This is a genomic window from Shewanella sp. 1180_01 (assembly GCF_052850535.1).
The window spans coordinates 14,472-40,747 of the sequence record NZ_VXCT01000045.1; the positions used below are offsets into that span (position 1 = coordinate 14,472).

Annotated in this window: 22 protein-coding genes; 7 read left to right on the forward strand and 15 right to left on the reverse strand. The window is 42.0% G+C overall.

The window, feature by feature from the left end; all coding sequences use genetic code 11:
* Positions 1-4: 4 nt before the first annotated feature.
* The 3 genes from FW758_RS18565 to FW758_RS18575 form a co-directional block, all read right to left on the reverse strand.
* Positions 5-2,053, reverse strand: a complete 2,049-nt coding sequence (locus FW758_RS18565; protein ID WP_413490454.1) for a MacB family efflux pump subunit — start codon at positions 2,051-2,053, stop codon at positions 5-7.
* Between the two features lie 2 nt (positions 2,054-2,055).
* Positions 2,056-3,288 carry an efflux RND transporter periplasmic adaptor subunit gene (locus tag FW758_RS18570; RefSeq protein ID WP_446446166.1) on the reverse strand — a complete coding sequence of 411 codons (1,233 nt, stop codon included), beginning with the start codon at positions 3,286-3,288 and terminating at the stop codon, positions 2,056-2,058.
* 513 nt (positions 3,289-3,801) lie between these two features.
* Positions 3,802-4,581 carry a TOBE domain-containing protein gene (locus FW758_RS18575; RefSeq protein ID WP_446446167.1) on the reverse strand — a complete coding sequence of 260 codons (780 nt, stop codon included), beginning with the start codon at positions 4,579-4,581 and terminating at the stop codon, positions 3,802-3,804.
* Positions 4,582-4,786: 205 nt separating this feature from the next.
* Here FW758_RS18575 and modA point away from each other — a divergent pair, with 205 nt between their 5' ends.
* From modA to FW758_RS18595, 4 genes are all read left to right on the forward strand, one after another.
* Complete coding sequence (modA, locus tag FW758_RS18580) at positions 4,787-5,578, forward strand: molybdate ABC transporter substrate-binding protein (RefSeq protein ID WP_446446168.1); 792 nt, start codon at positions 4,787-4,789, stop codon at positions 5,576-5,578.
* On the forward strand, positions 5,574-6,287 hold the full coding sequence (gene modB, locus FW758_RS18585; protein ID WP_432335155.1) for a molybdate ABC transporter permease subunit: 714 nt from the start codon (positions 5,574-5,576) through the stop codon (positions 6,285-6,287). The genes modA and modB overlap by 5 nt, the downstream gene beginning before the upstream one ends.
* On the forward strand, positions 6,281-7,366 hold the full coding sequence (modC, locus tag FW758_RS18590; protein ID WP_446446169.1) for a molybdenum ABC transporter ATP-binding protein ModC: 1,086 nt from the start codon (positions 6,281-6,283) through the stop codon (positions 7,364-7,366). Before modB ends, modC begins: the two co-directional genes overlap by 7 nt.
* 255 nt (positions 7,367-7,621) lie before the next feature.
* The gene (locus FW758_RS18595; protein WP_446446170.1) at positions 7,622-8,905 is read left to right on the forward strand and encodes a tyrosine-type recombinase/integrase; all 1,284 of its coding nucleotides are present in this window, start codon (positions 7,622-7,624) and stop codon (positions 8,903-8,905) included.
* Positions 8,906-8,919: 14 nt separating this feature from the next.
* Here FW758_RS18595 and FW758_RS18600 read toward each other — a convergent pair whose 3' ends face one another.
* Positions 8,920-9,147 (reverse strand): helix-turn-helix domain-containing protein, encoded by a 228-nt coding sequence (locus FW758_RS18600; RefSeq protein ID WP_115335460.1) that lies wholly within the window; start codon positions 9,145-9,147, stop codon positions 8,920-8,922.
* 167 nt (positions 9,148-9,314) lie between these two features.
* Here FW758_RS18600 and FW758_RS18605 point away from each other — a divergent pair, with 167 nt between their 5' ends.
* The 3 genes from FW758_RS18605 to FW758_RS18615 all read left to right on the forward strand — a co-directional run bounded on the left by FW758_RS18605 (position 9,315) and on the right by FW758_RS18615 (position 12,530).
* Positions 9,315-10,616 (forward strand): DUF2628 domain-containing protein, encoded by a 1,302-nt coding sequence (locus FW758_RS18605; RefSeq protein WP_446446171.1) that lies wholly within the window; start codon positions 9,315-9,317, stop codon positions 10,614-10,616.
* 52 nt (positions 10,617-10,668) lie between these two features.
* Positions 10,669-11,751 carry an Lcl C-terminal domain-containing protein gene (locus FW758_RS18610; protein ID WP_446446172.1) on the forward strand — a complete coding sequence of 361 codons (1,083 nt, stop codon included), beginning with the start codon at positions 10,669-10,671 and terminating at the stop codon, positions 11,749-11,751.
* 218 nt (positions 11,752-11,969) lie between these two features.
* Positions 11,970-12,530, forward strand: a complete 561-nt coding sequence (locus tag FW758_RS18615; RefSeq protein ID WP_446446173.1) for a hypothetical protein — start codon at positions 11,970-11,972, stop codon at positions 12,528-12,530.
* Between the two features lie 7 nt (positions 12,531-12,537).
* On the opposite strand, the gene FW758_RS18620 is transcribed toward FW758_RS18615, so the two are convergent.
* The 11 genes from FW758_RS18620 to FW758_RS18670 form a co-directional block, all read right to left on the reverse strand.
* On the reverse strand, positions 12,538-12,894 hold the full coding sequence (locus FW758_RS18620; RefSeq protein ID WP_446446174.1) for a hypothetical protein: 357 nt from the start codon (positions 12,892-12,894) through the stop codon (positions 12,538-12,540).
* Between the two features lie 341 nt (positions 12,895-13,235).
* Positions 13,236-13,562: a hypothetical protein gene (locus tag FW758_RS18625; protein ID WP_347672244.1), complete on the reverse strand. Its 327-nt coding sequence runs from the start codon at positions 13,560-13,562 to the stop codon at positions 13,236-13,238.
* Positions 13,563-13,652: 90 nt separating this feature from the next.
* Complete coding sequence (locus FW758_RS18630; RefSeq protein WP_446446175.1) at positions 13,653-14,060, reverse strand: hypothetical protein; 408 nt, start codon at positions 14,058-14,060, stop codon at positions 13,653-13,655.
* A 272-nt stretch (positions 14,061-14,332) separates the two neighbouring features.
* Complete coding sequence (locus FW758_RS18635) at positions 14,333-14,662, reverse strand: hypothetical protein (protein ID WP_446446176.1); 330 nt, start codon at positions 14,660-14,662, stop codon at positions 14,333-14,335.
* Positions 14,655-14,978 (reverse strand): hypothetical protein, encoded by a 324-nt coding sequence (locus FW758_RS18640; protein ID WP_446446177.1) that lies wholly within the window; start codon positions 14,976-14,978, stop codon positions 14,655-14,657. Before FW758_RS18640 ends, FW758_RS18635 begins: the two co-directional genes overlap by 8 nt.
* A 415-nt stretch (positions 14,979-15,393) precedes the next feature.
* Positions 15,394-15,747 (reverse strand): hypothetical protein, encoded by a 354-nt coding sequence (locus FW758_RS18645; protein ID WP_446446178.1) that lies wholly within the window; start codon positions 15,745-15,747, stop codon positions 15,394-15,396.
* Positions 15,748-15,905: 158 nt separating this feature from the next.
* Positions 15,906-16,097, reverse strand: coding sequence for a hypothetical protein (locus tag FW758_RS18650; RefSeq protein WP_446446179.1), 192 nt, complete (start codon positions 16,095-16,097; stop codon positions 15,906-15,908).
* A gap of 78 nt (positions 16,098-16,175) precedes the next feature.
* Complete coding sequence (locus FW758_RS18655) at positions 16,176-16,502, reverse strand: hypothetical protein (protein ID WP_347672239.1); 327 nt, start codon at positions 16,500-16,502, stop codon at positions 16,176-16,178.
* A 571-nt stretch (positions 16,503-17,073) separates the two neighbouring features.
* The gene (locus FW758_RS18660; protein ID WP_446446180.1) at positions 17,074-17,739 is read right to left on the reverse strand and encodes a hypothetical protein; all 666 of its coding nucleotides are present in this window, start codon (positions 17,737-17,739) and stop codon (positions 17,074-17,076) included.
* A 21-nt stretch (positions 17,740-17,760) separates the two neighbouring features.
* Positions 17,761-24,882 (reverse strand): toxin TcdB middle/N-terminal domain-containing protein, encoded by a 7,122-nt coding sequence (locus FW758_RS18665; protein WP_446446181.1) that lies wholly within the window; start codon positions 24,880-24,882, stop codon positions 17,761-17,763.
* Positions 24,883-25,404: 522 nt separating this feature from the next.
* The coding region (locus tag FW758_RS18670) for an ISAs1 family transposase (protein ID WP_446446182.1) at positions 25,405-26,276 on the reverse strand (872 nt) is incomplete at its 5' end.

The window sequence follows — 26,276 nt, forward strand, 5'->3', positions numbered from 1 at the left end:
GTTATTACTCTCTGGCTAATGCGTCAACGGGATCTAACTGCGCCGCATTGCGGGCGGGTAAGAAACCAAATAGCACACCAATTAAGGTCGAACAGGCAAAGGCGGCAACGATGGAGGTGGTGGAATAAATCATTTGGAAACTGCCTCCCGTTTGAGCAAACACCACGCCAATTAAGTAGGACAAAGCAATGCCTAAGGTTCCGCCACACAAACACACTAAGATGGCTTCGATAAGGAACTGGCGCAAAATATCACTCTGACGCGCGCCCACTGCCATACGTACCCCGATTTCACGGGTCCGCTCAGTCACAGACACTAACATAATGTTCATCACCCCAATTCCGCCAACAACGAGGGAAATCACCGCGATCGCCGAGATCAGTAAGGTCATGGTTGCTGTGGTTTTTTCGATGTTCTGCCTAATGGTATCGGTATTGATGGTGAAGAAATCTTGAGTGCCGTGGCGCATTTTAAGTAGCGCGATAATGCCCTGCTCCGCCGCATTACTCGGCACAGTTTCATCGAGTCGCACTGTGATGCCATCCAAATAGTTTTTACCTATCATACGGCCAGAAACTGTGGTGTAAGGCACCCACACATTGAGCGCATCGCTGTTACCAAAGGCGCTTTCTTTTGGCTGCGTCACACCTATGATGCGCACGGGTAAATCCCCGAGGAAAATCACTTGGCCGATGGCCGAGTTATTCGCGCCTGCACTGTTAGGAAAGAGCTCCTTACGGGTGTTGTCATCAATCACCGCATCTTGGGCGAGTGTTGCAACGCTGGCATCATCCCAAAACTGCCCCTGCGCTAACTCATAACCTCTCACGCGAAAGAACTCCGGTCCCACCCCATTCACCGAGGCCGATACCGCTTTATTACCAAAACGTACCGTCGCGCTAGAGCCAATACTTGGGGTCACGCTATCGACATAGGGCAGATTTTTAAGGGCATTAGCATCGGTCGCCGTTAAGGTACGCACCCGCGCCGAGCGTCGATCGCCAAAACCTGAACCCGGGCGAATATCAATCGTATTGGTTCCCATCGAACTGATACTTTTGAGAATGGCCTGCTGCGAGCCTTCACCTAAGGCCACCACAGAAACCACTGAGGCTATACCGATAATAATCCCGAGCATAGTCAAGAAAGTACGTAACCTGTGGGTCGACATCGCCACCAGCGCCATTTTAAGCGCCTCGACATATCTGTCCCACGAAGCCACCCGCGCACGCGAGCTGTCTTTTGCTGCCACTGTTTTTGCGATCACAGTGCCGTTAGGCTTTTGTGGCGCCGTATTTTGTGAGGTCGTGTTTTGTGATGACGAATGTTGTGACGCCAAGCTTTGCGGCTTAGCCGTCTGTTTATCCTGACTGCGCTCATCGCTGATGATCACGCCGTCTTTGATTTCGATAATGCGGTCGGCATATTGGGCCACATGCATATCATGGGTCACGATAATGATGGTATGACCGTCGCTGTGCAGCTCCTGCAACAGCTGCATCATTTCTTCACCACTGTGACTATCCAGCGCACCTGTTGGCTCATCGGCGAGGATCACATCGCCGCCATTCATCAAGGCTCGCGCCACACTGACCCGCTGCTGTTGACCACCACTGAGCTGATTAGGTTTATGGTCGAGCCTGTCGCCAAGGCCTAAACGCGTTAACAAATGCTCGGCCCTGTCTTTACGCACAGTGCGCTCTTTACCCGCATACACAGCAGGCACTTCGACGTTGCCTATGGCGGTTAAATCGCCCAGTAAATGATAACGCTGAAAAATAAAGCCAAAGTGCTCACGGCGCAGCTGCGCCAACTCATCCACGTCCATCGTTGAGGTATCTTGGCCGTTGATAAAATACGCGCCCTTTGACGGCTTATCTAAACAACCAAGAATGTTCATTAGGGTCGATTTACCCGAGCCAGAGGCGCCCACTATCGCCACCATCTCGCCACGGCCAATCGACAGGTTCACATCTTTCAGCACAGTGAGTTGCTGCTCACCCGCCTGAAAAGTGCGATAACAACCTGAAATTTCAAGTAATGCCGTTGTCACTGTTAAAACCTCACGCTAGGTGGACGACGGAATTTGCTGCTACCATCATCGGCGGACGGCATGCCAAGCACGACTTGATCGCCCTCCTTCAAACCAGTGGTGATTTCGGCATTGATTTTGTTGTTAATCCCAACCGTGACATCCACATATTGCACTTGGTTATCGACTAACACAGGCACTTGATATTGCGGACCACTGCGTGCTTTACGCTCGCCAGACTTAGCCTCTGGAGACGCGGATTTCTCCCTCGGCTTTATACGTAATATTTGCGCAGGCACTAATAGCGCATCACTGGCCTTAGCTAACACTATGGACACCTGTGCCGTCATGCCGATACGCAAGGTGCGGTCTGGGTTTTCAACATCGAACAGACCATGGTAATAAATGGCGTCTGAGTCGCTAGAGCTCATATTACTATCGTCGCCATCCATCGAAATCGGCCCAGGTTCAATCGCCCTTAAGATGCCACGGTAGGGATGATTCGGCTTGCCAAGAACCGTGAAATATACGGCTTGACCCGGATGGACATTGACGACATCCGCTTCAGAAATCTGTGCTTTAACTGTCATGGTATCCAGCTGCGCCATTTCCACGATTGTCGGCGTCGTTTGATTGGCGTTAACGGTTTGCCCCACTTCCACCGCCGAATACACCACAGTGCCATCCATAGGCGCGGTGATTTTGGTATAACCTAAATCGATTCGGGCACTGTCGACGTTAATCTCAGCCTGTTGTTTTTGCGCTTCTAATTGCTCAAGCTCGGCTTGATAAACCGTTAAATTAGCATCGGCCACTTCATAATCGGCGCGGGAACTGGCCTTATCGGCAAGCATTTGCTGCTGGCGGCTAAACTCCAACTTGGCTTGGCGGATCTGCGCCTGTTTGGCGCGGAACTGGGCATTGATACTCTTGAGTGATGCGAGGGCATCCTTCAAATTATTCTGCTGCGCTAGACTGTCAATCTGAGCAATCAAATCGCCTTTCTTTACTTCATCCCCCAGTGCCAGCGGCAAACTTAAAATTTGCCCCGATACCTGCGCGCCCACACTCACCAGTTTAGAGGCCTGCAACATGCCATTGGCCAACACTGAGTTTTCGATATCGCCACGGCGCACCGCTTCAGTCACATAGGCAGGTGCCGTTTCAGGCTTATGCCACATAAAATAAGCACCGCCACCTAGGAGGATTAAGCCGCTTAACGCGAGCAGCAATTTACGCTTTGAGGATTTTTTCATCGGTATTGTCGTGTCCATCAATGCTAAAGACAGCAAGCATTCATCTTGCTAAGGAACAGAAATTGTTCCAACAGTATATAGAGTTAGCCAAAGACAGTAGACGAAGGAAGTGTCGTTAACAGGTAAAGATTTGCAAATATCTGTGTAGAAATTTGCAAGGGAAGCACAGCTGAGCATTAGGTAGCAATGCCGATTGAGTGCGATACCAAATCGTTAGGCGGTAAATTGTAGGGGTTCGACGTTCTATGATTGTGCCACTTGTGGTAGTTCTGCCATTCAAACGAATCTAGATACAGACTTCATTTGATTTTTTTTCAAGAAAAAATCAACGTCGTGGAGCTTCACCCCACCACTTTGATTTTCTCTAAAAGAATGAAAAATTCAAATTAAGTTCGCAAGCAAAAGAAACCATTAGATTGTACTGGTCAACCCAAACTGGACACTTTTACTTGAGAATTTTCAAACTCTATAGGTGACAGATCGTAATTAGCAGAATGAAGCCGCTCCATCCGGCTAATTCATGCTGGCGAGGATAACCTGCGTGGCATCAAAACAGGCGAAACATAGTTCGCCGACAGCCAACGCCTGCATTTGAGTCAGTGGCATCACTGAATAGATGATGTCTTTACCATCAATATCTATGGCTAATTCGGCCTTATCACCAAGTTCAGTCACGCTCAGCAAACGGCCGCTGAGGCAATTTTGCCCATCTACTTCACAGGCATGAATCGTCGCCAGTACAGCGGGCGCTTTAAACAGTAACAACACAGATTTATCCATGGCTAACTGCAAGCGTTCGCGGCTCGAATGGGTCACTGAAATCTGAATCTGTTGTCCGCCCGCTAAGGTCACGCTGATGTTGTCATTTAATCCAAATGAATCAATGCCATTGATGCGGCCCGTTAACTGATTACGGGCGCTAGTATTGAGGGAGAAATGCGCCATCACATCCAACAAACTGTGCATGTCGACGGACTCATCGAGCAAGGCGGCCAAGGCCATTGCTTGTACTTGAGAGGTGATGGAATACACCTTGAGCAAACGCTCGCCAAATTCGGTGAGTTTAGCGCCACCACCACCTTTGCCGCCCTTTTCGCTGCACACTACGGGTTCGGGCATGGCGGTGTTCATCTCATTAATCGCGTCCCACGCCGCTTTATAACTGATCCCCGCAAGCTTAGCGCCTTGGCTTATCGAGCCTGTGCTGGCGACCTGCTCGAGCAGGCTTATCCGCCTAGGATTAGCGAAGGGCTTATCCCCGAGGGAAAGCGTAAGTAATGCATGTAAATCCATCGTTTATCCCGCACCCAAGTCTGACTTGAGCCCTATTGTCCTTCATCACCTTGAGGATACCAATAAGATTGCCGAGATATTTCAGCGGATTAATGCCATTAATCCGCAAGAAACCGCACACAGATCACTAATTGATTGCTTAGGGCTTGAATAATCGATATATAGATTGGTATATAACGATCACTTTTTATCACGGAGGAACACAATGAAATTCTCTCACCTTAAGCAATTACTGCGTTTTACCACGGCTTCATTATTCACAATGGCACTGACATCTAGCCCAAGTTTTGCGGCAGACGATGAGCAAGTAACTGTTTTTGCTGCGGCATCACTCACCAATGCACTTAACGAAATCGGCCAGCAATATGAAAAAGAACACAATACTAAGGTGATATTCTCCTTCGCCTCTTCTTCAACACTGGCAAAACAAGTGGCCAATGGTGCGCCCGCCGATCTGTTTGTCTCGGCCAATCAAAAGTGGATGGATTATCTGGTCGAGGCCAAAGCGGTCGATGTTAACAGCCGTAAAACCTTGTTAAAAAACACCTTAGTCTTGATTGCAGAGAAAAATAGCCCCATCACAGAGGTGTTGCTCAATGGCGATTGGGATATCAAAACCGCATTAAAAGGCAGCCGTATGGCCGTTGGCGATCCTGATCATGTGCCCGCAGGACAATATGCCAAGCAAGCCCTCGAAAATCTCAAGCTGTGGCAAGTTGCTGAACCATTACTCGCCCGCGCTAACAATGTCCGCGCCGCCCTCGCCTTAGTTGAACAGGGCGAAGCGCTGCTAGGCATAGTGTATTCAACCGATGCGAAAGTCGCCCAGAAGATCAAAATCGTGGCAACCTTCCCAGAGACGAGCTACAGCCCAATTGAATACCCTATCGCCTTAGTCAAACAAGAATCGACTGCAAGCGCCAAAGCGTTCAATGAGTATCTGCAAGGCCCAAGCGCAAAAAATGTGTTTGAAAAATATGGCTTTGGAGTGAATTAGGGTGCTGAGTGGTTCTCTACTAAGCGACTATGAAATTGCCGCACTGCTGCTCAGCTTAAAGGTGTCATCCGTTGCCGTTATCGCCAGTTTACCCTTGGGCATCTTATGCGCTTGGGTGCTGGCCAGAGTCGAGTTTCCTGGCAAAGCTATATTCGACAGTGTGCTCCATCTACCACTGGTGTTACCGCCCGTGGTAGTGGGTTACCTCCTGCTGATCAGCATGGGCCGCCAAGGTTTTATCGGCCAGTGGTTATATAATTGGTTTGGCATCAGTTTTAGCTTTAGTTGGCGCGGGGCGGCCCTCGCCGCGGCGATAGTGTCATTCCCGCTGATGGTCAGAGCCATACGACAATCCTTTGAAACAGTTGATATTCGACTCGAGCAGGCCGCACGCACTTTAGGTAGCAGTCGATGGAGGGTATTTCTCACCATCACACTGCCGCTCACCTCTCCGGGGATAGTGTCGGGGATGATTATCGCCTTTGCCCGCAGCCTAGGGGAATTTGGCTCGACCATTACCTTCGTCTCAAATATCCCCGGTGAAACCCGTACGATTCCGCTCGCCATGTACTCTTTTATTGAAACCCCAGGGGCCGAATATCAGGCCATGCGTTTATGCATTATCTCGATAGTGATCGCACTCGCGTCTTTACTTGCCTCCCAATGGCTGAGTAAAAAAGCCCTGCAGAGGACGGCAAGCGTATGCTAACAATCAATATTGAAAAACGACTCGGACAACTGCAACTGAAAGTCGATACCCAATTGCCATTGCAAGGCGTGACCGCCGTTTTTGGCCGCTCGGGTGCAGGTAAAACCTCGCTCGTGAACCTGCTCGGCGGGCTTTCGACCCCAGATAGCGGTGAAATCCGCCTCGGTGACAAACTGCTTTATCAGCAAGGCAAAGTGAACCTTCCCCCAGAAAAGCGCCAAATTGGCTATGTATTTCAAGAAGCACGGCTGTTTCCACACTATAGCGTGAAGGGCAATCTCAACTATGGTGTGCGTAAAGCCAACCCAGTGTTATTCGATAAAATTGTGCAGTTACTGGGAATTGAAAAGCTGCTCAGTCGCTATCCCAGCACGCTATCGGGCGGAGAAAAACAACGGGTTGCCATTGGCCGTGCCCTGCTAACATCGCCCGACATGTTGTTGATGGATGAACCGCTGGCGTCACTCGACTTACCCCGTAAACGCGAGTTACTGCCCTACCTGCAAACCTTATCGCAGGAACTAAAACTGCCGATTGTGTATGTGAGCCACAGCTTAGATGAGATCTTACAACTGGCGGATTATATGCTGGTGCTGCATCAGGGAAAATTGATCGCCCAAGGCGCCTTAAGTGAAGTGTGGAATAGTGAGCAAATGCGCCCTTGGGTGCCATTGCAGGAACTCAGCTCACTCCTCAGTGCTAAGGTTGCCGACAGACATCCAGACTACCCCATGACGCGACTCGTGATGGATGATGGCAATCATCTATGGGTAAGCGGTTATCTGGCTGAAACGACTAAGAAACTCAAAGTACGTATTCAGGCAAACCATGTCTCGGTTTGCACTGAGGTCCCCAAAGGATTAAGTATCCGTAATCTATTGAAGGGAGAAATTAAAGAGTTATACCCCAGCGATAATGGTGAGCAAATCCAATTAAAAATCGCCCTAGGCCGCGATGAACTTTGGGCCAACATCACACCTTGGGCCTGCGATGAACTGCAACTCACCCATGGCAAAGCGATTTATGCACAAATCAAAGGTGTGACTATGACGCAAATTGATATCGCCGAATCCCACTAAATCGACTTACTGCCAAATTTCAGGTACAAAAAAACCGACGCTAGGTCGGTTTAGTTCCTTCATCAGAAGGATTTGGTACCAGTGGCCAGACTCGAACTGGCACGCTTTTAAGGGCGCGGGATTTTGAATAAAGCGCGTCAAATTTATTACTAAATCGGACGTTTTTTGTTATTATTTTTCATGCACCTATCTGTATTAGATTTAACTAATACACCACTTTGCAAATTCTTTGCAAACCAACATTAGAAACTGACTATGAGCAAACAGGTCGAACGACACGATATTTCCGACGAATTATACATCTACCTGCAAGACAATAGCGAACGTTGGTATGCTCGCACTAAAGTCGCGGGTAAGTGGCACGCCAGAGCCACCAAGCAGAAAGAAAAAGAGAAAGCCATTGGCATGGCCTATCGGATTCAAATGGAATTCCAGTTCATGGCCGACCGTAATCTGCTGGTGAGTTCCAAACGCTTTCGTGATGTGGCTGAAAAAGCCATTAGCGCTATGGAAGAAGCGTTCGATAACGAGACTGCCCCACTTAACTACAAGACCTATATTCAGGTATTACGTAAGTACCATATCCCCTTTTTCGACCGCACTTACATTACCTCGATTGATAGTGAGAAGCTGCGTGAATTTGATAAATGGCGTATTGAACAATTTGATAGAGTCCCAGCCAAATCGACACTGCTAAACCACAATGCCGCTATGCAGTTAGTGTTTAAAGAAGCGGTTGACCATAAATGGATGTTAGCGGCTCAAGTGCCCTCTTTATCGACCAAAGGGGCAGAGTCACAGCGTCGAGCACATTTTTCACCCGAGGAATACAACAAAGCATTCGATACCGTATACCAGCTTAAGCAAAACAGCCGTAAGGAGAAAACCCGCCAAATTCGTGAGTTACTGATGGACTATATCGAGTTTGCGGTGAATACAGGTATTCGACCAGGAACGGAAATGGAAAGCCTGACATGGGGTGACATCCACATCGATACCAATGAGCACAACATTATCTTCTATATCACTGTGACCAAGGGGAAAACAGTCAAGCACACTGGCACCCGAGAAGTGGTTTGCCGTGATGAAATATTCTCCAGCGTTCAAGAGTTACGAGAGCGCTTCCCAAACAGAAAGCCCTCAGACAAACTGTTTCGCTTGGCAGATGGTTCAACCACCAATGAACTGGGTAAAGCCTTTGAAAAAGCCATATCCGAAGCAGGTTTAAAGTCATCTCCGCATGGCGTTAGAACACTTTACTCATTGCGCCATACCTACATTACGTGGCAACTGATGTCAGGTAACGTCAGCATGGAAGTGTTAGCTAAACAATGTGGCACCAGCATTGCCATGATTGAACAGCACTACAGCCACGTGACGCCGAAAATGTACAGTAAAGAACTGTCGGGTGTTGACCTAGGCAAAGCCAAGTCCAAAGTAAAAACCAAAAGAACGTCTGGCGTTAAGCAAAATGAAGCGAGATTGACTGAGCTGTTTAAAGAGTGGCAAGCCAGCTACAAACAGCGTGGCTGTATTTAAGCCTTAGACAATCACTAACCTTTTAGTGATGTTCGACTCGGTAGCAACTCATGCGGCTCACAGTCGAGCACCTCAGCAATCTTGTACAACATATCGAGCGTGATGTTCGCCTCAGCTCGTTCTATACGGCCGATATAACTGCGGTCAATCTCTGCACGTAACGCCAATTCATCTTGAGATAAGCCTCTGAGCTTTCTCATTTTGCGCATCGCATGACCAAATTCAGTCGCCAATGTTTTCATAGTGTCTCCTTCGTCACAAGGCAACCACTATGGGAATTTGCTTACCAACTAACCACGGATTATAATCCGCATTTGGTGCATATAATCCTCATTTAAACCCTTGAGCAAACATAGGTCTACTTGACCTAGTAAAGCCTATAGCTCAACCCGTATTACAAGGAAAGGTAATGAACTCCTACAACGTCATTTTTAAAGGTGAGATAGCAGAAGGAAAAGACCGCCATAAGCTGAGTCAGGCACTGGCAAAGTTTCTAAAAGTCCCCGAGGAAAAAGCACATCTGTTGTTCTCAGGTAATCCGATATGCATTAAGAAAGCTCTGAGCGAAAGTGAAGCTAACGCACTAAAAGCCAAGTTGAACGGTGTGGGTATCATTACCCACATCAAGCCCGTGACAACTCAAGCCACAACTGCGGCCCCTGTAGCCACAACACCTGTAACACCACAACAAGTAGCGAAGCCATCGATTGAAGCTAAGCCGTCTGCGGCCACCAAGCCTACAGTGAAGTCCTATGATGATTTAAGCCAAGGCTGGCAAAAGGTGTTTGCTGAATTTGACCTTAGACAAGCTGACAAGTTGGGCTATTTTGCTTCAGCAAAAAGTCCTGCACATACCTCAAGGCCTAAAAAGGAGCAATTAAAGGGGCAGAATGTGGTTAACATGAATGCGCTCGCTTTTGTGTTTGGCACGGGGTACTACTTCGCTAAGGGCATGTGGAAGAAAGGCATTTATTTGTTTCTCATGCTAATGCTGCTGAATCTGATAATCCTAGCGGTTGCATCACTCATTACTGACAAGAACCTGAGCAAGCTTCCTTTTATCATCAATTCTATTGTCTTCGGTCTTACAGCTAATTATGACTATTACCGTTATTACAAGCTCGGTGAAACTATATGGCCTTGGATGCCAAAGTGGATGACGGGTTGGTTAGGTATCATATCCTCTGCGGTTGTTACGTTTGTTGCGTTCCTTATCGTCTTAATCATTCTCGGCATTCGTTTCGGTGAACCATTAAATATTCTCTATGTAAAAGAGGGGTTCCTCGAAGACTACAAGCAAACCAACATAGGTCAGGCGTTTGATAAATGGTCGCCTTGCGCCAACACGGCTTGGGTAGAGCAAGAAGCCAACAATGGCATTACCACAGTGGTCTATACCTGCAATATGAAGCTGAAACACTTCAAGCAAATGGGTCAAAAAGCCTCTGAAGCGGTAACAGGAAAAGTCGATGAAGCCTTTATCTCTCAGGTCACGCGCGCATCATTGACGATTCAGTTTCTCATCAATCTCGACGATACCTTTGAAGTGAATACAGCAAAGTGGCAACTGTCATTGGGAGAAGGTAAAGAGTACACCCCGTATATCACCGCCAACAATGCCCTAGATGACATCTACAGTAACTCACTCAACAAGGCTATCGGCGAAATATTCACACCAGAACACATCCTCCTCAATCAAGTAACGAAGTAATCATCACAACCAACCGCCTGCTTTAATCAGGACCACATAACAGGGAACACCTATGAATAAGTGCATTCACGCAAGCATCAAACACGCCATAACATCAATAAAAACACCGCCATCAAAGGCAAATCCACTGCTTTTGAGCATACTTGCAACAACATTACTCGCTGGCTGTGGCGGCTCGGAGGGTGACAGCAACGATGACAACGGACAAGTCACCCCAACCGTCTACAGCATCCCAGCGACGGCAAGCCTTGGCGGGAAAATCAGCCCAGCAATAAACTTGGTTGAATCCGGTCATGCAACGACTTTCACTGTGACACCCGATACCGGCTATCAAATCGATGATATCAGTGGTTGCGGCGGCGCATTAACCCAAAACAGCTATAAAACAGCGATCATAAATGCCCAGTGTGCAGTCACCGTATCTTTCAAACTCAGCACGTACAAAATCACCACGCAAGCAACAACCGGAGGCAAAATCAGTCCCGAGAGTATTGATGTCAGTTACAACACCCACGCCAGCTTTAACCTCTCAACGGACATCGGCTATCAAATTGAATCCGTCACAGGCTGTAACGGTACGCTCAGTAACAATGAGTACACCACAGGCACAGTGACATCAGATTGCCAAATCAACGCCACGTTTACCAAAATCGGCGATGGCACACTTGCTGAGCGGTATATCGATAACGGCAATGGCACTATCACCGACACGCAAACCAAACTCATGTGGATGCGCTGTAGTGTAGGACAGACTTGGCAAGACGGTAGCTGTAAAGGCAGCCCTAATACTTTTATCTGGCCATATGCCATGGGAATGTCTATCTCTGATGGTAACTACGCAGACTGGCGCTTACCCACAAAAGAAGAATTAAGTTCACTGATTTATTGTTCATCAGGTAAACCAAGTTATTGGAAACCAAACGATAATGTGTGTGAAGGTAACTATGAAAGCCCGACATTAGCGCGAGCAGCATTTCCGCAGACACCTGACTATGCTGGCTATTGGACTTCAACTGCCAGCGATAATAGCCAGTTTGGTGGCAAGTGGCTTATCCAATTCTATGATGGTCATGGACGCTGGAATGGACCAGTTCTTTATCTATATGTCAGGATGGTGAGAGGAAAACAAAAGTAACGGTTTTCATTCAACTCAGTAGGTATTACGGCTTATTCCGCCGTAATACCTATTAATAAATTAGTTGCTTTTCAAGCATGTCTTTATATTTTTAAGGTTTCAGAGTGCAGTATCTAAAATACTTTTATAACTAGAAAATGTAATTTTGTAAAAAACCATAAAAATAGCTTGAAAAAGTATTATCCTAGTCGAAGCCATACAAACCAAAGAGGAAATAAATGTTCAAGCTTATTCCATGTAAACCAATCATTGTTACTGTATTTTTTGCCGCAACCTTGAATGGTTGCGCAAGCCAAGAACTAGTTGCACCAGCTAAAGTTGAAATATCTAAAGAAGCACGTCTTTTGTATAAAGGGAACAGTGCTGCAATGATGTCAACCATAGGGATTGTAGGTATTGCAATCGGAGTAGCGATAGATGAAGGCATAGCGAAAGAACTTGAAGAGGGGTTGATATCTACCGGTGCAAATAGCCAAACACTTCTACTCACCTGCATGAAACAAGAGTCACAAACCAACTCCAAGACTAATATAAGTCGAGTAACAATAGAAAGCTATGCAATAGTGCCAAGAGATAACGGTTTCTTTGCCACTATTTCAGGTAGTCTAAGTCAAAATGGACAGGATAACACCTTTGAATATGGCCAAAGAGCGTTGGGGAAAACCGCTAACTTAAACCAACTTAAGACAAATCCTATGATAACTAAGGGTTTGATGCTATCCACTTGTAAAGGCTTTTGGGAGAATATTGCTACAAATGAACATAGCAGTCAGAATTAGCTTAGAGTTAATTCATCAAATTCACCGCAGAATAAGGCTCTACGTGGTTATATGTTACGGCCTCAACAGAATACCAAGTAGCAGGCTTACATTCGTGCGAATAGGCTTGAATTTTTTTGCCACTGGCAAAAGCAGCCAATATAGCAGCATAAATCTGCTGATACTGAGGATGATTAATATTAATGTATATTCTATCACCAACAGTGCATCCACCAGGATTACCAAACGCGCCGAAAACCATCAGCCCATTTCCGCGGTCGATATCAATGCGAGTAGGAATAGCAAATGCGGTGAAACTACCAGCCCAAACATTACAAACAAATAGAGACAACAAACTTAATAGTAATCTTTTCTTAAATTTCATACGACCCTCAAATTATAACAATGTAACTCTATAACCATTAACATAACATTGTATTTTTAGCACTCCTTAGCTAACAGGTCCCCAGTCAATATATGCTATCGCATAACGCTGATGCCAACATCGAATTCATATTAAGAATCAACAACATAAAGATAAGTGCGGTATATTCGGCAACATGGCGCATTACCAAATGCGTGGAAGAAACAGCAAAATTAATCAGATAACTATATTTAGAGTAAAAAGAACAAAAAAGTATCGATTAGAGCAACAGCTTAACGATAAAAATTAAATCATAAAGTTAAGCAAATGAAGCTAACAATATGAGATATAACAACTCAACTCTATAGTAGCAGTGTGCCTATATCTTCACCATCTCCCCATCGACTGCAGTTTCCAGTACCAATAATTGTCACCGGTTTACCTGAGAGATAAGCTGCTAATAGCATACTAAATTGGCTTTTTCCGTAGGTAGCGTTTTCATCTTTTATCATCCAGTACTTATATTGACCTTTAGTACAAGCTGGCATCTCCCCACGTTCCCCGGATAAAACAACCCAATGTAACCCATCCGTTCTGACATTGATTTGCGTAATTAGACCAGTTTGACCACCTGCAAACGCCGAAGACACGGAACATATAAATAACACGATAGACGTGACTATTTTCATCTAACTCCCTCCATAGCTACATACATTTAAAATTACGTCGAAAACTATAAAAGTCTGTTTTTTGACACGACCAGACAATCATTTTATCAGCTAAGGTTCAAATATCGCTAAAGTAGTTGCAAAGCCATTGGCATCTACAGCTGCGTCATAAACAACATTAACAGTAGTATCGGTTTTTTTCGCTGCCAGTAACAATGATAAAAAGCTAGATAATGCAATATCATCTCTCTTCACCGTAAAATGGGACACACCAGATGGCATGGTCTGTAATTTAAAAATCAATGACCCTTTCCATGTATCATGAGTCCAATTACTGCTGTACAAGTTGATCTGAGCAACTTTCGAAGCATACTCAGCTGAATAAACATTAAAACTAAACAATATGCAAAATGTTAATAAAAATTTCACAACCGCCCCACTTTTCAAAAAATTCAACAGCCTAGGGTAAGTAAACACCAACGATTTCTCCCTGAGGATTACTTCCATTAATGCAATCATCAAACTTCACCATCACTTTTCTCTCTGCTAACTGAGCTGATAATAATATGGAAAATATTGCATCATATTTAGGATGATTAGGGTTTAAATGATATCTAGAACCAGAACAATCATGCGCAACCATATCAACATAAGTAGAACCTTGAACATTATAGATATGCAAATTTTTAGGAACAACAGCAGGTGTAACCCCTGCTGCGGTACAATTAAAACATAAGAAGTAAGTAAGTAAGAGTAAGCGTAAAAAATGTGCGCATATTGAACACCTAAATTTATTTAAAAACCATAAATCTATTGACTATTGGACTGCAAGTAGGATTCTGCGAAAGATTGAAATTAAACCTAATAGGTTTATCGGCCATAAATGCGGCAATTAATATTGAAGCAAGTACAGAATAATCCGCAGCAGTAGTGTCGAGCATAAATCTTGTGCCATTATCACATTGACTTAAATTATGGCGATAGTCAGTCATGAAAATCAACGCCCCTGACGTGGGGTACAATATCTTAATCTTTGTTTCCGCACTCCACACTTCCTCACCTTTAACAGCATAAGGAATACAAGCTAAGCCTAATAAAAATACTTTTAGAAGATTATTCATTAAATGTTCTCACAATAAAAGCTGGCACACCGTAATTAGTCACATTACAGTCATATCCATTTTCTTTATATCCTACGACGACTTTTTTGCCAGCCATTTGTGCGGCAAGAAGTGCAGCATACCTTTCTTTTGTACCGTCATTGTTATTCACATACCCAAGCGTACGCCATGGAGCCCCCTCTTGAAAATACATGATTTTTTCACCTTCTAGCTGAATGTTCAAAATTTTTGCAACCTGACAATCTGTTCTTGCAGATACCTCACTTGAAACTCCAACTAAAATACACATTTGAAATAGAAACAAAATCCTTTTCATTACAACCTCACAAAGCAATTAAATTATACGAGTGAGATTTGACTCTCACACCAATAGAGATTAGATCACTTAGTTAGATCTACCCGAGTCAATAACGGCATTTTAAAAAAAGGGTCACAACCATTAACCCAACCAGATAATCGTCCATTCCCATGAAATGTAGATAGCAATGCTGCATACATTTCATTAAAAAGTGGATGTTCTTTTTTCAAGGCAACACCATTGTTGCTTGCGCATTGCTCAGCATTTGTCACATCACTGGGGAAATAGACTAAAATATGCTGACCAAAGTCATGAACAACTAGTCTATTGATTGAGTCGGCTGTAAATGAGCTATTAGCCCAACAACAAGGTGAGAAACAAAAAATTAAAAGAAAAGTACATTTCATTATATAAAAATCCATTTTTAACATTATTAATTTTTTAATGTTAAACGAGTGATAAGTCGGAAAACATCTGGATTGCTATCCCAGGGCTCGCAATTTCCAACATCGTTATAGGATATAGTAATACTACGTTCAGATGCTTGAGCTGCGAGCAGCATTGCATACATTCTTGCGCGACGTTCTGGAGTATATTTATCGCCCACAGCAAAAGTAGTTCTATCACTACACTGTGAAACAGCCATACCATTATCACTCAATGCGACTAAAATGGTATCCCGATGGGCATAATTGACAATACTAGTTATCTTGCCTGTTGTATTAACCCATGCAGCACAAGCATGTCCAGTAAACATACACAAACAGAGTACAAATAAATATTTCATAATTTTCACCTAATCGAAATATAGCCAATATGACAATAACTTTGACCAGAAATTTTCTCTTGATTTGCATAAATAGTGACAAGCTCGCCTGTCAACTTTGCGGCTAATAAAACAGAGGAGAAAGTCTGATAATTACTATCAGATTGATTGATATATGCTCACCTATTATCATTCCCACAAAGCTGTGGAGAACCTTCCAATGTAATTCTAAAATCATAGTTATTATGGCCTGTTACATCGATGTTTGTAATAGCACCAGAAACAGCTCCGTCCCATGCGATAGTACGGAATGGTAAGAGAATTAAAAAAACAACTAACAAACCAAACAACTTTAAGACAACTTTATTCAAAATACATTCCGTAAGCTAGTAAAAAGCTAGAGTTCTAAATCGTTAACCGACTTAATTGAGTGACACATTCAAATGACGTTAACTTACTTCTTGAAGCCCTGTAATGATACAAGTGCTATGTGTATCATCAACTACATATCTCAACTTCAGTCCTCTTGCCTTCGCAGACATGGCGTAAGCATACATAGACTTATTAAATTCCGTTCCATCCATATTTATTTGTCCACGACCATAAAGGCAATGTTCGGCAAACTGTGGTGATGAAATATAAGCGACACCATTATTCAAGCTTAAGGACCATTCGATTAATGTTTTAGGGGGCCAGTATCTAGTAGCTTCTGCATTTGACAATGATAAACATAAAGTAACAATTAAAAATAAAAAACATACTAATCTGGAGTTCATAACCCACACCTTAAAACCATATTGATTAAAATAATGACCGAGAAAAAATGACTAACAATTCATTTCGTCAACATAACATAACCTGGGCGAGGTGAACTAGAGTAAGTGGGGATATTAGAGCAATTTAAAGTGCCATTTTGATCGGAATACATCAGGATAACTTCTTTATCATGCACCATAGAGGTTGTTATAATCGAAAACCATAGGCTACAAGTGATAGTATCGACTCCATTGCTACCATCAGTACTGCAAATTCGTGTATAGTCATTTCGCCAACTCCCTTTCAGGATTACATTTTTGTTGCTATCAATATAGGCGTTAGTTACTTTTCCAGCACACCAAATATTGCTAGCAAATGCAGCCCCAGAGATAAACACAGAACACAGCATGACAAAGACCATAATGTACAATTTATATTTTATATTCATATCACTATATTGAACCTATATAGACTGGCGCAGTGTATTTCCCTAAGTTGGCAAATAGCGATCATCTGCATAACTATATGTTGGACATTAATTAACAATATTTCTAATCAGCCCTTACAACATCCTATATTCCATAGATTAATTTATTTATGCATATAAAATCCAAACCTTTCAAGATATTGTCTATTACGTATTTTCATTTTTTCTATATATTCTTTTGATTTATCTTCCCCCATATCTAGACAAGATAAAAACTCCTCCACATCGCCTTCTATTAATGGATATTTCTCCTTTGATTCTATTGAATTTCTAATTATCTTTTCTCCAACCCACTTATTTCCAACACAGTAATGCAACAAGCCAAAATTCAACTGGCGATAAACACCAGAAACTGATAAGGGAAATATACTTAACAGTTTAATCAAATCATTTGGTGTTTTTACATTATCAAAGTCATTTACTCTTTGGGTAATGTAATCAGCCACCTCCTTTATCAGTGTATCCTCATCCTTTTTAGGCGATAATAATTCAGAATTTACATAATATGAAATTAATCCACTACTTTCTCCTCCAAGTCCCCATCCATCAAAAACCAAAAACGTTAATGGTTCACTAGGATAAGAAAAATGAATCAACGGGCAAAACCAAGTACAAACTAAAACACCTGAGCGAGCTTTAATAAGAAAAACACCTTTCAAAAGTTCGTCATCCGAGTTCTCTGAAACAAATATTTTTGCCAATCTAAACTTAGAGACAAAAAATAAGCCACTTAAATTATCAGAAAGTTTGGTGTAAAAATTTTTATTCATATACGCCTCGTTAAAATATTATTAATTTCCATGTGCCTGTTGAATAATAAATAACTCGGTTTCAGCAGGTAAATTTACATCATACTTTTTAAGTTCAAAAACCGAGGGCGGGGTAACACCTGTCTTTAACTCAAATGCAACATCAGGCTTAAAAATAGGTCCATATGAAGCATCAGGCCTAGAAGTGAAAGCTCTACCCCAACCGGATATATTTCCACCAAGGTAAGATGGACCTTCGCCTCTAAAATTAGGTATTCCCGCAGCGTCTACAAACAGAGAAAAACGAGTATGAATTACTTGTCCCCTTACCATTTTATATAATGTCCACTTCAACGGCCCATCACCTGAAAATCTGCGTAAAGTTACGACAACAAGATCACTGCTATCAACTTCATTTGCAGCATTTTGTGCTAGTTCAACAGCTAATGATTGAATCTTCAGAATTTCTTCTTGCTGCTGCGCCGTCCGATAGATAGTTTTATTACCGACCTCGTTTACGATAAACTGTATCGCTGAAGTTACGGCGCCATTCGCAAACTTACCACCAGTAATTCTAGAAACAGTTCCTCCAGCTATCGACTGCACGAGGACACGGCCAACACTCGCAGTTGTCTGGATTTTTCCGACACCTTTCATTATACCTGCACTGACAAAACCATGACCAAAATTCCCCCCCTGTAAACTACTCATGGCTCCACCAGCCATACCATGGGCTAATACTTCTTCACTAAAGGACCATGCATTTGATGTGTTTTCCGCACCATGAATTTGCGCACCTATTGCACCAAAGACAGCCCCCGATAGGCTCCCCATAAAGGCACCTCGCAAAGAGCCTGTCGCAACATATCCTCCCGCGGCACCTGCAATCGCGCCCGATGCAGCCCCAGCAGCCACTCCGGAAAAGCCCCATGTAACAGCCCAGCCACTAGCTAAACCTGCTGTCGCATACGTTACAAATGCAGCAACAATTACGTCAAAATATTTATCCAAAAAACGACCTATATTTTTAAAGAAATACCCACTTGGATCTGTATAGGTTAACGGGTTGTTAGCAACATAACTGTAACGGTTGTAGCTTTGTAGATTATTTGGGGCCTGAATAAAAGGATCTGCCTGCATAAAACGTGCTAGTGACGGGTCGTAGAGCCTTCCTCCCATCTGGATAATATCTAGATTTGGCAGCATCTCATGACCAGTATAACCCCGTTCCATCGGAATCATCGCTTGTACTATACTAGAGCCAGACAACTTAATCGGCTTACCGAAGACTGTATAGAAGTACTGCTCAAGCACACCACCATCTTTATTGGTTACCGTCAAGATGGAGCCTTGGTGATCGGCATGCTGATATTGCACCTCCTCACTACTACCTAGCTTAGTATTTTGATTACGCACCACCATGATGTTACCAATAATGTATTTATGGCGGGTATTTTCAAGATTCGCAGCTCCAACATTCCCCTTAAAGCGCCTTTCTTGTTGATATATGGTCCCAACGTAATCTGTTTTAAAAGTCTTCCAATCACTCCCCTCTTGACGATAATCGGTACGGCTAAGCACCGCACGCTCATGATTGTATCTATATTCTGTATATTGAGTACCTGCCTGAATACGACTAGCTTTATCAAAGGCATTATATGTGAAAGTACGATTACCATCGGACTTAATATTTCCATTGGCATCATATTCAAATTTACTATAGTTTTTACCAGCAACAGTGGCGCTATTGAGACGATTAGCACTGGTCGTCTGCAAGTAATCATAACTGGCTAAATTGACTGAATAGCTACCGCCTGAATACCCCTTGCGACTATTTAGATTTCCAAAACCATCATAATTATATTGTTCATCGTAACTGTAACCATTCAGGCTACCTGAGCCGACACTCAAATCTCGTGTGTATACCCGGTTTAACGTGTCATAGGTGAAGTCTTCACTGAAACCGAGCGTTTGTAAGCCGCTATTGTTGTAATAGCTGTGAGATCTGTGCTCGACATTACCTTTCTCATCAAACTGACCATAACTCAACTGATGAATGAAATTATTACCGTTTTTAAGATCGATACTGTTGATACGTCCCGTACGACTATTAAACCCTCGAGTTTCGCTGGTGCCGTTAGCAAAAGTTTGATTGGTAATATTACCCAATGCATCCATGGAAATAATTTTACGCAGGTCGCGATTACTACTATCTCTCTGTAAATAAAGGTAATGGCTAGCGTTATAGTAAAAATTAACGTAGAAAGAGCCATTATTCGACGGATAGTGTTGACGGCTTAATTGACCTTTTTCATTATATTCACTTCTAGTACTATAACTGTTACCGCCAATATTAAAATCCGTTTGAACTGGGCGACCATAATCGTCATAGCTATATATTTCGCTCGCATCGACTGCTGCTGTTGTATTACAACTAGTTTGTCCGGCCCACTGTTTAACCCAGGTTGGTTGTCCAACGTTATGTAAACTAGCATTACTACCATACCCCCAACATGAAAGGCTAGTGTCATCTTTACGCCACACTATGCGCCCCATGGCATCATAATCAGTAGTAGTTGTTTGATTTTTCGCATCAGTCTGCGCTATCAATTCACCAAAGTCGTTATAGGTATAACTCCAGTTGCCCTTATCCGGATCAATAATTGCCTTTTTTCGGCCATATAAATCAAAATCGGTAATAATTACTTGGTTCTTCCAAGCATTATTTTTGTCTTTTGCTTTAGTTACGATCTTACTAGTGTTACCAAAAGCATCGTAGTAGTAGCTTATAACTTGGCTTTGCGGATCGACTCTCGTTAAAAGTAAACCGTCGGCACTGTATGTATCTTTATATTTTAATCCCTTTTCATCTATCGAAGTCGTATCTAAACCATCGATTATACTACTGACCATCACTGAACCAGATTCAGTAGGCTTACTTTGCTTATAAACTCGCCCTAAAGCATCATAAAATTGTTGTGATGAGTAAGTAGAAGCAGAGTCATAATTAGGCACACTTTGATGAGTAACATGCCCTAACTTATCGTAGGCAGATGCAGTTACAATCCATTTACCATCAAAACCTTCAACACGTTGCTCACGTTGATAACCGAACCTATCATAATAAGCAACACTTTGCGGTTTGTTACTACTAATATTAGTTTCGGTTATAAAGTTATGATCACAACTCGTGCATATACTGCGACTAGTTTCACTATTATTACCATCAGCATATATCTGTCGAATAACCTGGCCCTGAATATCAAAATAGCTAGTTGTAGCTAATTTATTGGGACCAGTAGTCGTTTGGCTATAGATACGACCCAATGTTGCCGAGGCAGATGATTGGCCATTGTATAGATACATTTCAGACTCGCCGTTTTGATTCATTTGACCGGAAAGGTACTGACCACGGCTATCATAAAACCAATATTGTCCACGTTTTTGGTAGCTGTTACTGTCATGCTTACCGTAGCTTTGCTCTGCGACTTTATTTCCATATATGTCATAGAAAAATGAAGTCGTTAACCCATCGACATTCGATTCACGCAGCATACCATTTGGATAATAACTAAACTTAGTTTCTCTGCTCTGATTATTCGTACTACCTGATTCTGTATTCTGAAAACGTGATTTCGAAACTATCGTTTTATAAAGTCTACCAAATTGTCTAGCATCTGGCTGAGAACCACTCTGACTCGTAACCTGAGTATGAGGTCGAGCCAACACTAATGCGTCGGGATTAATTGTATTATATGCCGCATTATCATAATGGTTACTGATTCTCGTTTCGTGTACTAAGCTGCCTGTAGCATCTTTAACCTGTATAAGACTTGAAAATAAGTTATCCCAATTATCATGAAGATTAGTCGTTAACGTTTCACTTATTATTTTATGATTAGTTACTGTGGTGCCATCAGTAGAAAGATCCAAGCCATAACTAGTCTCTTTTGATGTATTAAGATAGACATGCATTCCACCATTGGCACTGGTAGTTTGTGTATAGGTATTAAAGGTGTTACTCAATAATTTATCTTTATATTTCCGAGTTGTACTCTGTGCCAATCCTGTTAATGGGTAAAGCTGATAATATTGAGTTGTAGTGACAACTCCTGACTGTGGATCTGTTGTCTGTACAGTTTCGAAACCTGACAAACCACGACCTTTTTTATGTGCTAATGCTCCACCATATCCATATTGAATTAATACAGAATCAGTATTAGACGATTGAGTAGCAACCTCTGTGACAACTGAGATACCAGAGAATAGCGATATATAATCAGTACCTACGGGCTTTTGACTCGATTTAACATTGAGCAGTGGAATCCCACTGCTCAATGTTGCATAAGCGATATCAGTTTTTACACCAAAACCATTGGTTATTTGGGTAATTACCTGATCTTTTATATATGAACGAGACGCTTCCTGCAGTTGCCAATAACCCGAATCAGACGAAGCGCTTAACAGATCAACTTTACCATCTCCATTAATATCAGCTAACCGTACAGTAGCATCTCTGCTTGTTCCAATTTCAATAGAGCCTCTTTTTTCAAAACGTACAATTTTTTCTTTATCTGGAACAGTAATATAAATGTCATACTTATTTGTATTTGTAGCAGCTAAGATATCAGTTATTCCATCACCATTTAAATCAATAAATTTATTTCGATAGGCAATTTGCGCATCTTTTATGTTTAGGAAATCTAAAGGTATGTTGCCGCCCAATAAATCGTCACCTCGAGAGAAATAGACATTCCAAGAGAAATCATTTGATGATTTTACTGTACTTGCTTTAACAATATCAGGAAGACCATCGCCATTAAAATCAACAGTTTGCAAAATTTTAACGGGGGAGCCCGTAAATGATGTTGCCGATGTCCCCCAATATATATGAGAACTTATAGTATAAGTCAGTCTTCCTGCAGATAAAGTTGCAATGTATAGATTAGTACTTCTTCGAGGAAGACCAAATTGTATGGATTTGACTTCCATAATAATATCAGTAATCCCATCACCATTAGCATCCAGAAACCTAGAATTACCTAATCTAACGTCCCCCCCATAATTTTCTAAGCTTCCATAAGAAATATCAATCATTTTTTTGGAAGAAAAACTACTTCCAAGATTTTTATAGTAATATAGTTTATCACCCTCACTGAACAAAATATCGTGCATACCGTCACCATCAACATCTGCTATTGTAGTATTTTCATACGCTGACGATGATATGTTTAACGATTTATAAACATAATTGGAGCTAGTATCTAATGTTATAATATGCCAAACTCCAGACACAGGAATAAGTAAATCATTTATTCCATCGCCATTGGCATCTATTATCTTAACATATTCTTTTTCACCTACCTTTGAGTCAGTAATAGTTTGATACTTATGGTTAACAGAACGATCTTTAATACTTCTTCCTATTGAATTCTGACTTAAAAAACCTTTTTCCCATTTACCATTATAATCATTTATATTTACTGATTGTGTTGTGGAATAACTACTATATATTTCCCAACCGTGACTACTGGGAAGTAGAATATCAGCAATCCCATCACCATTAAAATCAGCTACCTGTGCATAGTCTCTGTTAGTGCTACTTCTAGAAAAATTTACTTTCCCTATTTCAAAAGGCTGATAACTAGTTGCTATTGATGACTTTTTTTCTGGTTGTTCAACCTTAAAATAAGTAGCAGGTAAACAGCTAGTACTCGATATATCAAAACATTCTTGAATAGCAGTGATATTATCTTTCTCTTCTGGGATAGAAGTTCGAGACCAATTTATTTTATAAGTTCTAAAAACGTCATCATCTTGATAGATGACAATTTTTATTAACTGTTTATCTTGGGTTATGGGCCCACCATGCGACAGTCCTTTCTTGGGATTTTGAATATCAACATAATCAAAGTAAATTTGATTAATTGGTATTTCATTTGTATTTACATTACCACCATAAGCAATGTTTTTAATTGTGTGGCTGCCATTATCTTGGTTTCTATTATAATCATACCTTATATAATTACCTTTATTATCAACAATAGCTTTTAATACCCAACTTGCAGCTTCAGAATCAGAGGTATATTTTTTTCCCGTACGTGTAACATAGGCATCTTCACTCATTGATATATTATTAGGTGCCCCACCATAATAATATACCTCATTAGCCTTATTAGTCACACTGAAATAACTCGGACCATGATTACCATCATAGCGCTTAATTATACTAAAACTATCAACTTCTGTGTGATACTCATCACTACTATTTTTGTTAAGTATTAATCTTTGTCCATTTAAACACAATGCGTCACTATCATTAAATTTAACTCCAGCGATAAACCCATCAGTTACAATATTTTTAGGACATCTACTAATTACAGACAAGCCAGATATATTCCAGCCTACACCTAAAACACCGTCACCACTTTGGCTGTTATAAGTTAAGCCTATCTGCGGAACAACGCCTGAAATTCCCTGAGGTAAAATAAAGGGAATGTTATATGTTGCGGCCCCAGATTCAGTAACCTTAAATTCTCCAGCACTAAGACCAACAACGTTTCCGGGATTTGTAAATAAATCCAATGCAGAGGTATCAATCAGTTGTCCAGAGCGTGACCCCAAGTAAGTCATTGGGTCGCCTGAGGCATCTCCATTTATAATATCTGTTATGCCATCACCATTGACATCTTTTAAAGTCAGCGCACTTCCTTGGGATAGATCAATACCATTGCGACTTATACTATAAGCATCAACATTAGCGATTCCGGTTAAGTTACTGACAATAAAACTATCTCTATTTCCACTGACATCACGAAGAATCAGATCATTAACACCATCGCCATCTACATCATGGAACTCTAATGTTATATTGGATGCAGCTGTTAAAGTTAAACTCTCAAACTCACCTTGAGTTATTGGTACTAACGACCATGCTAAACCATTCTGAATAAGCTTGAACACACCATTTTTAGGCGTAATATTTAGTGGGATATTTATATCTGCAGCTATGAGAACAAAGGTAGGTGGAACCCTTAAGATATAGTTTCCATTTTGATCAACGTACACTTCGAATTTTTTGTAGTCACTATTAAAATCGGCCTTAGCAAGGCTACAAAAAAATAAGACTAGTATAGCTAAACATACATTCCATTGCTTAAACATAGGTAAAAATGCCTAATATCTGTATACACAAAAATTTAAACGCATTTTACACAACATCCTTCAGATGTAAATACTAATTAACAAAGTTTACCATCTGATTAAGATGAATGTATAAACAGAATCATCGATGTCATACCTAAATATTAAATTGCATTCAGGAAAGATTACGCACTGAAAATCGGCGTGTATATTTTTCGAACAAAAAAGTAGGTTTAGAAATTGTTTACTGCAGAATTTTTAGTTCAGCATATGCTTAAATGCTATTAATATATCTGTCGTAACCTGTTCTTTATGAACCTTTTAAACGTCTAACTAAAATGACATTTAACGGCATAAATATGTAAAATCAATAAAGTTAAAGTTGCAATTATATTAAAGTTAAATTATTCAAGCTTACAATTTAAATTAGCCTTGCCACTTAGCCGAAAAACTTATGTTACACTTCATCAACTAACTTAATAATCAGAATATTGGCAGGGCAATCAACAATGTGACAGAGCGGGATTAAGCTTTGTAAATCTCTTAACCAAAGAAAATCTCGCTCCTAAAATCGCCATTCCATGCTGCCTTTCTTATCTTGGTTGGTTTGCTGGCTTTTAGCGGATGCTGCTCTAGAAGGTTTATCACGATACGGCGAAATAGCGCCATCTTCTTCGCGTTTTCACGGTCACCAATCCTTGAACAGTCTTCCCTAAAAGTGACGTCAAGCACCCAGTGTTGCAGGTTCTCGATGTGCCAATGCTGACGCACCGCTTTGGCTGCAAGTTCGACGTCTAAAGGTAAAGAGCTTAAGTAATAATCCGTATTTATGGTTGTAATGCCTTTACATGTTCGTTGACGTTCAACTGCTATGAGTGACTTGGCTGATAGCCACTTTTTCGCGAGCGCCTGTGGCAGCTTTGCTGGGACTTGAAACGTTGTGCGACGCTCCTTACGGCCATGCCCCTTGTCATCCTCTTCGATACTTAATATGTCGACGCCGTCGTTATCCCAGTGAGGTTGAAATTGCATCTCAATGGCCTGCCTCAGTAGCGGTTGGTTGCCTTTTACCTGAACAACATAGTCGCCTTTAGCTTTGATAATTTGTTGAAGCGTTTCCCGCTGGCAGTGAAGTGCATCAAAGGTTACAACAGCATCTTTAATGTCTAACATGTGCAACAGCGCTTGAACCGTTGCGATTTCGTTACCTTTGGTCTGTGTATCTTGCTGATACAGCACAATTCCTTGTTCGGTATCAAAGGCCGAAACGAGGTGTAGCGCATTTTTAGCACCATGTTGATTAACAGCACCCCGCAAGGTTTTGCCGTCAATAGCGATCAATGGCTTGGATGAGGTTTCTCTTAAACTATTTGCCCAACGAAAGAGCGTTAACACCAGTATTTCGGTATCGATGA

What these genes read in the sequence shown, in the direction of transcription:
- FW758_RS18570 (WP_446446166.1), bottom strand. Translation starts at nt 3,288, where the DNA reads ATGAAAAAATCCTCAAAGCGTAAATTGCTGCTCGCGTTAAGCGGCTTA.
- FW758_RS18575 (WP_446446167.1), bottom strand. Translation starts at nt 4,581, where the DNA reads ATGGATTTACATGCATTACTTACGCTTTCCCTCGGGGATAAGCCCTTC.
- modA (WP_446446168.1), top strand. Translation starts at nt 4,787, where the DNA reads ATGAAATTCTCTCACCTTAAGCAATTACTGCGTTTTACCACGGCTTCA.
- modC (WP_446446169.1), top strand. Translation starts at nt 6,281, where the DNA reads ATGCTAACAATCAATATTGAAAAACGACTCGGACAACTGCAACTGAAA.
- FW758_RS18595 (WP_446446170.1), top strand. Translation starts at nt 7,622, where the DNA reads ATGAGCAAACAGGTCGAACGACACGATATTTCCGACGAATTATACATC.
- FW758_RS18600 (WP_115335460.1), bottom strand. Translation starts at nt 9,147, where the DNA reads ATGAAAACATTGGCGACTGAATTTGGTCATGCGATGCGCAAAATGAGA.
- FW758_RS18605 (WP_446446171.1), top strand. Translation starts at nt 9,315, where the DNA reads ATGAACTCCTACAACGTCATTTTTAAAGGTGAGATAGCAGAAGGAAAA.
- FW758_RS18610 (WP_446446172.1), top strand. Translation starts at nt 10,669, where the DNA reads ATGAATAAGTGCATTCACGCAAGCATCAAACACGCCATAACATCAATA.
- FW758_RS18615 (WP_446446173.1), top strand. Translation starts at nt 11,970, where the DNA reads ATGTTCAAGCTTATTCCATGTAAACCAATCATTGTTACTGTATTTTTT.
- FW758_RS18620 (WP_446446174.1), bottom strand. Translation starts at nt 12,894, where the DNA reads ATGAAATTTAAGAAAAGATTACTATTAAGTTTGTTGTCTCTATTTGTT.
- FW758_RS18625 (WP_347672244.1), bottom strand. Translation starts at nt 13,562, where the DNA reads ATGAAAATAGTCACGTCTATCGTGTTATTTATATGTTCCGTGTCTTCG.
- FW758_RS18630 (WP_446446175.1), bottom strand. Translation starts at nt 14,060, where the DNA reads ATGATTGCATTAATGGAAGTAATCCTCAGGGAGAAATCGTTGGTGTTT.
- FW758_RS18635 (WP_446446176.1), bottom strand. Translation starts at nt 14,662, where the DNA reads ATGAATAATCTTCTAAAAGTATTTTTATTAGGCTTAGCTTGTATTCCT.
- FW758_RS18640 (WP_446446177.1), bottom strand. Translation starts at nt 14,978, where the DNA reads ATGAAAAGGATTTTGTTTCTATTTCAAATGTGTATTTTAGTTGGAGTT.
- FW758_RS18645 (WP_446446178.1), bottom strand. Translation starts at nt 15,747, where the DNA reads ATGAAATATTTATTTGTACTCTGTTTGTGTATGTTTACTGGACATGCT.
- FW758_RS18655 (WP_347672239.1), bottom strand. Translation starts at nt 16,502, where the DNA reads ATGAACTCCAGATTAGTATGTTTTTTATTTTTAATTGTTACTTTATGT.
- FW758_RS18660 (WP_446446180.1), bottom strand. Translation starts at nt 17,739, where the DNA reads ATGAATAAAAATTTTTACACCAAACTTTCTGATAATTTAAGTGGCTTA.
- FW758_RS18665 (WP_446446181.1), bottom strand. Translation starts at nt 24,882, where the DNA reads ATGTTTAAGCAATGGAATGTATGTTTAGCTATACTAGTCTTATTTTTT.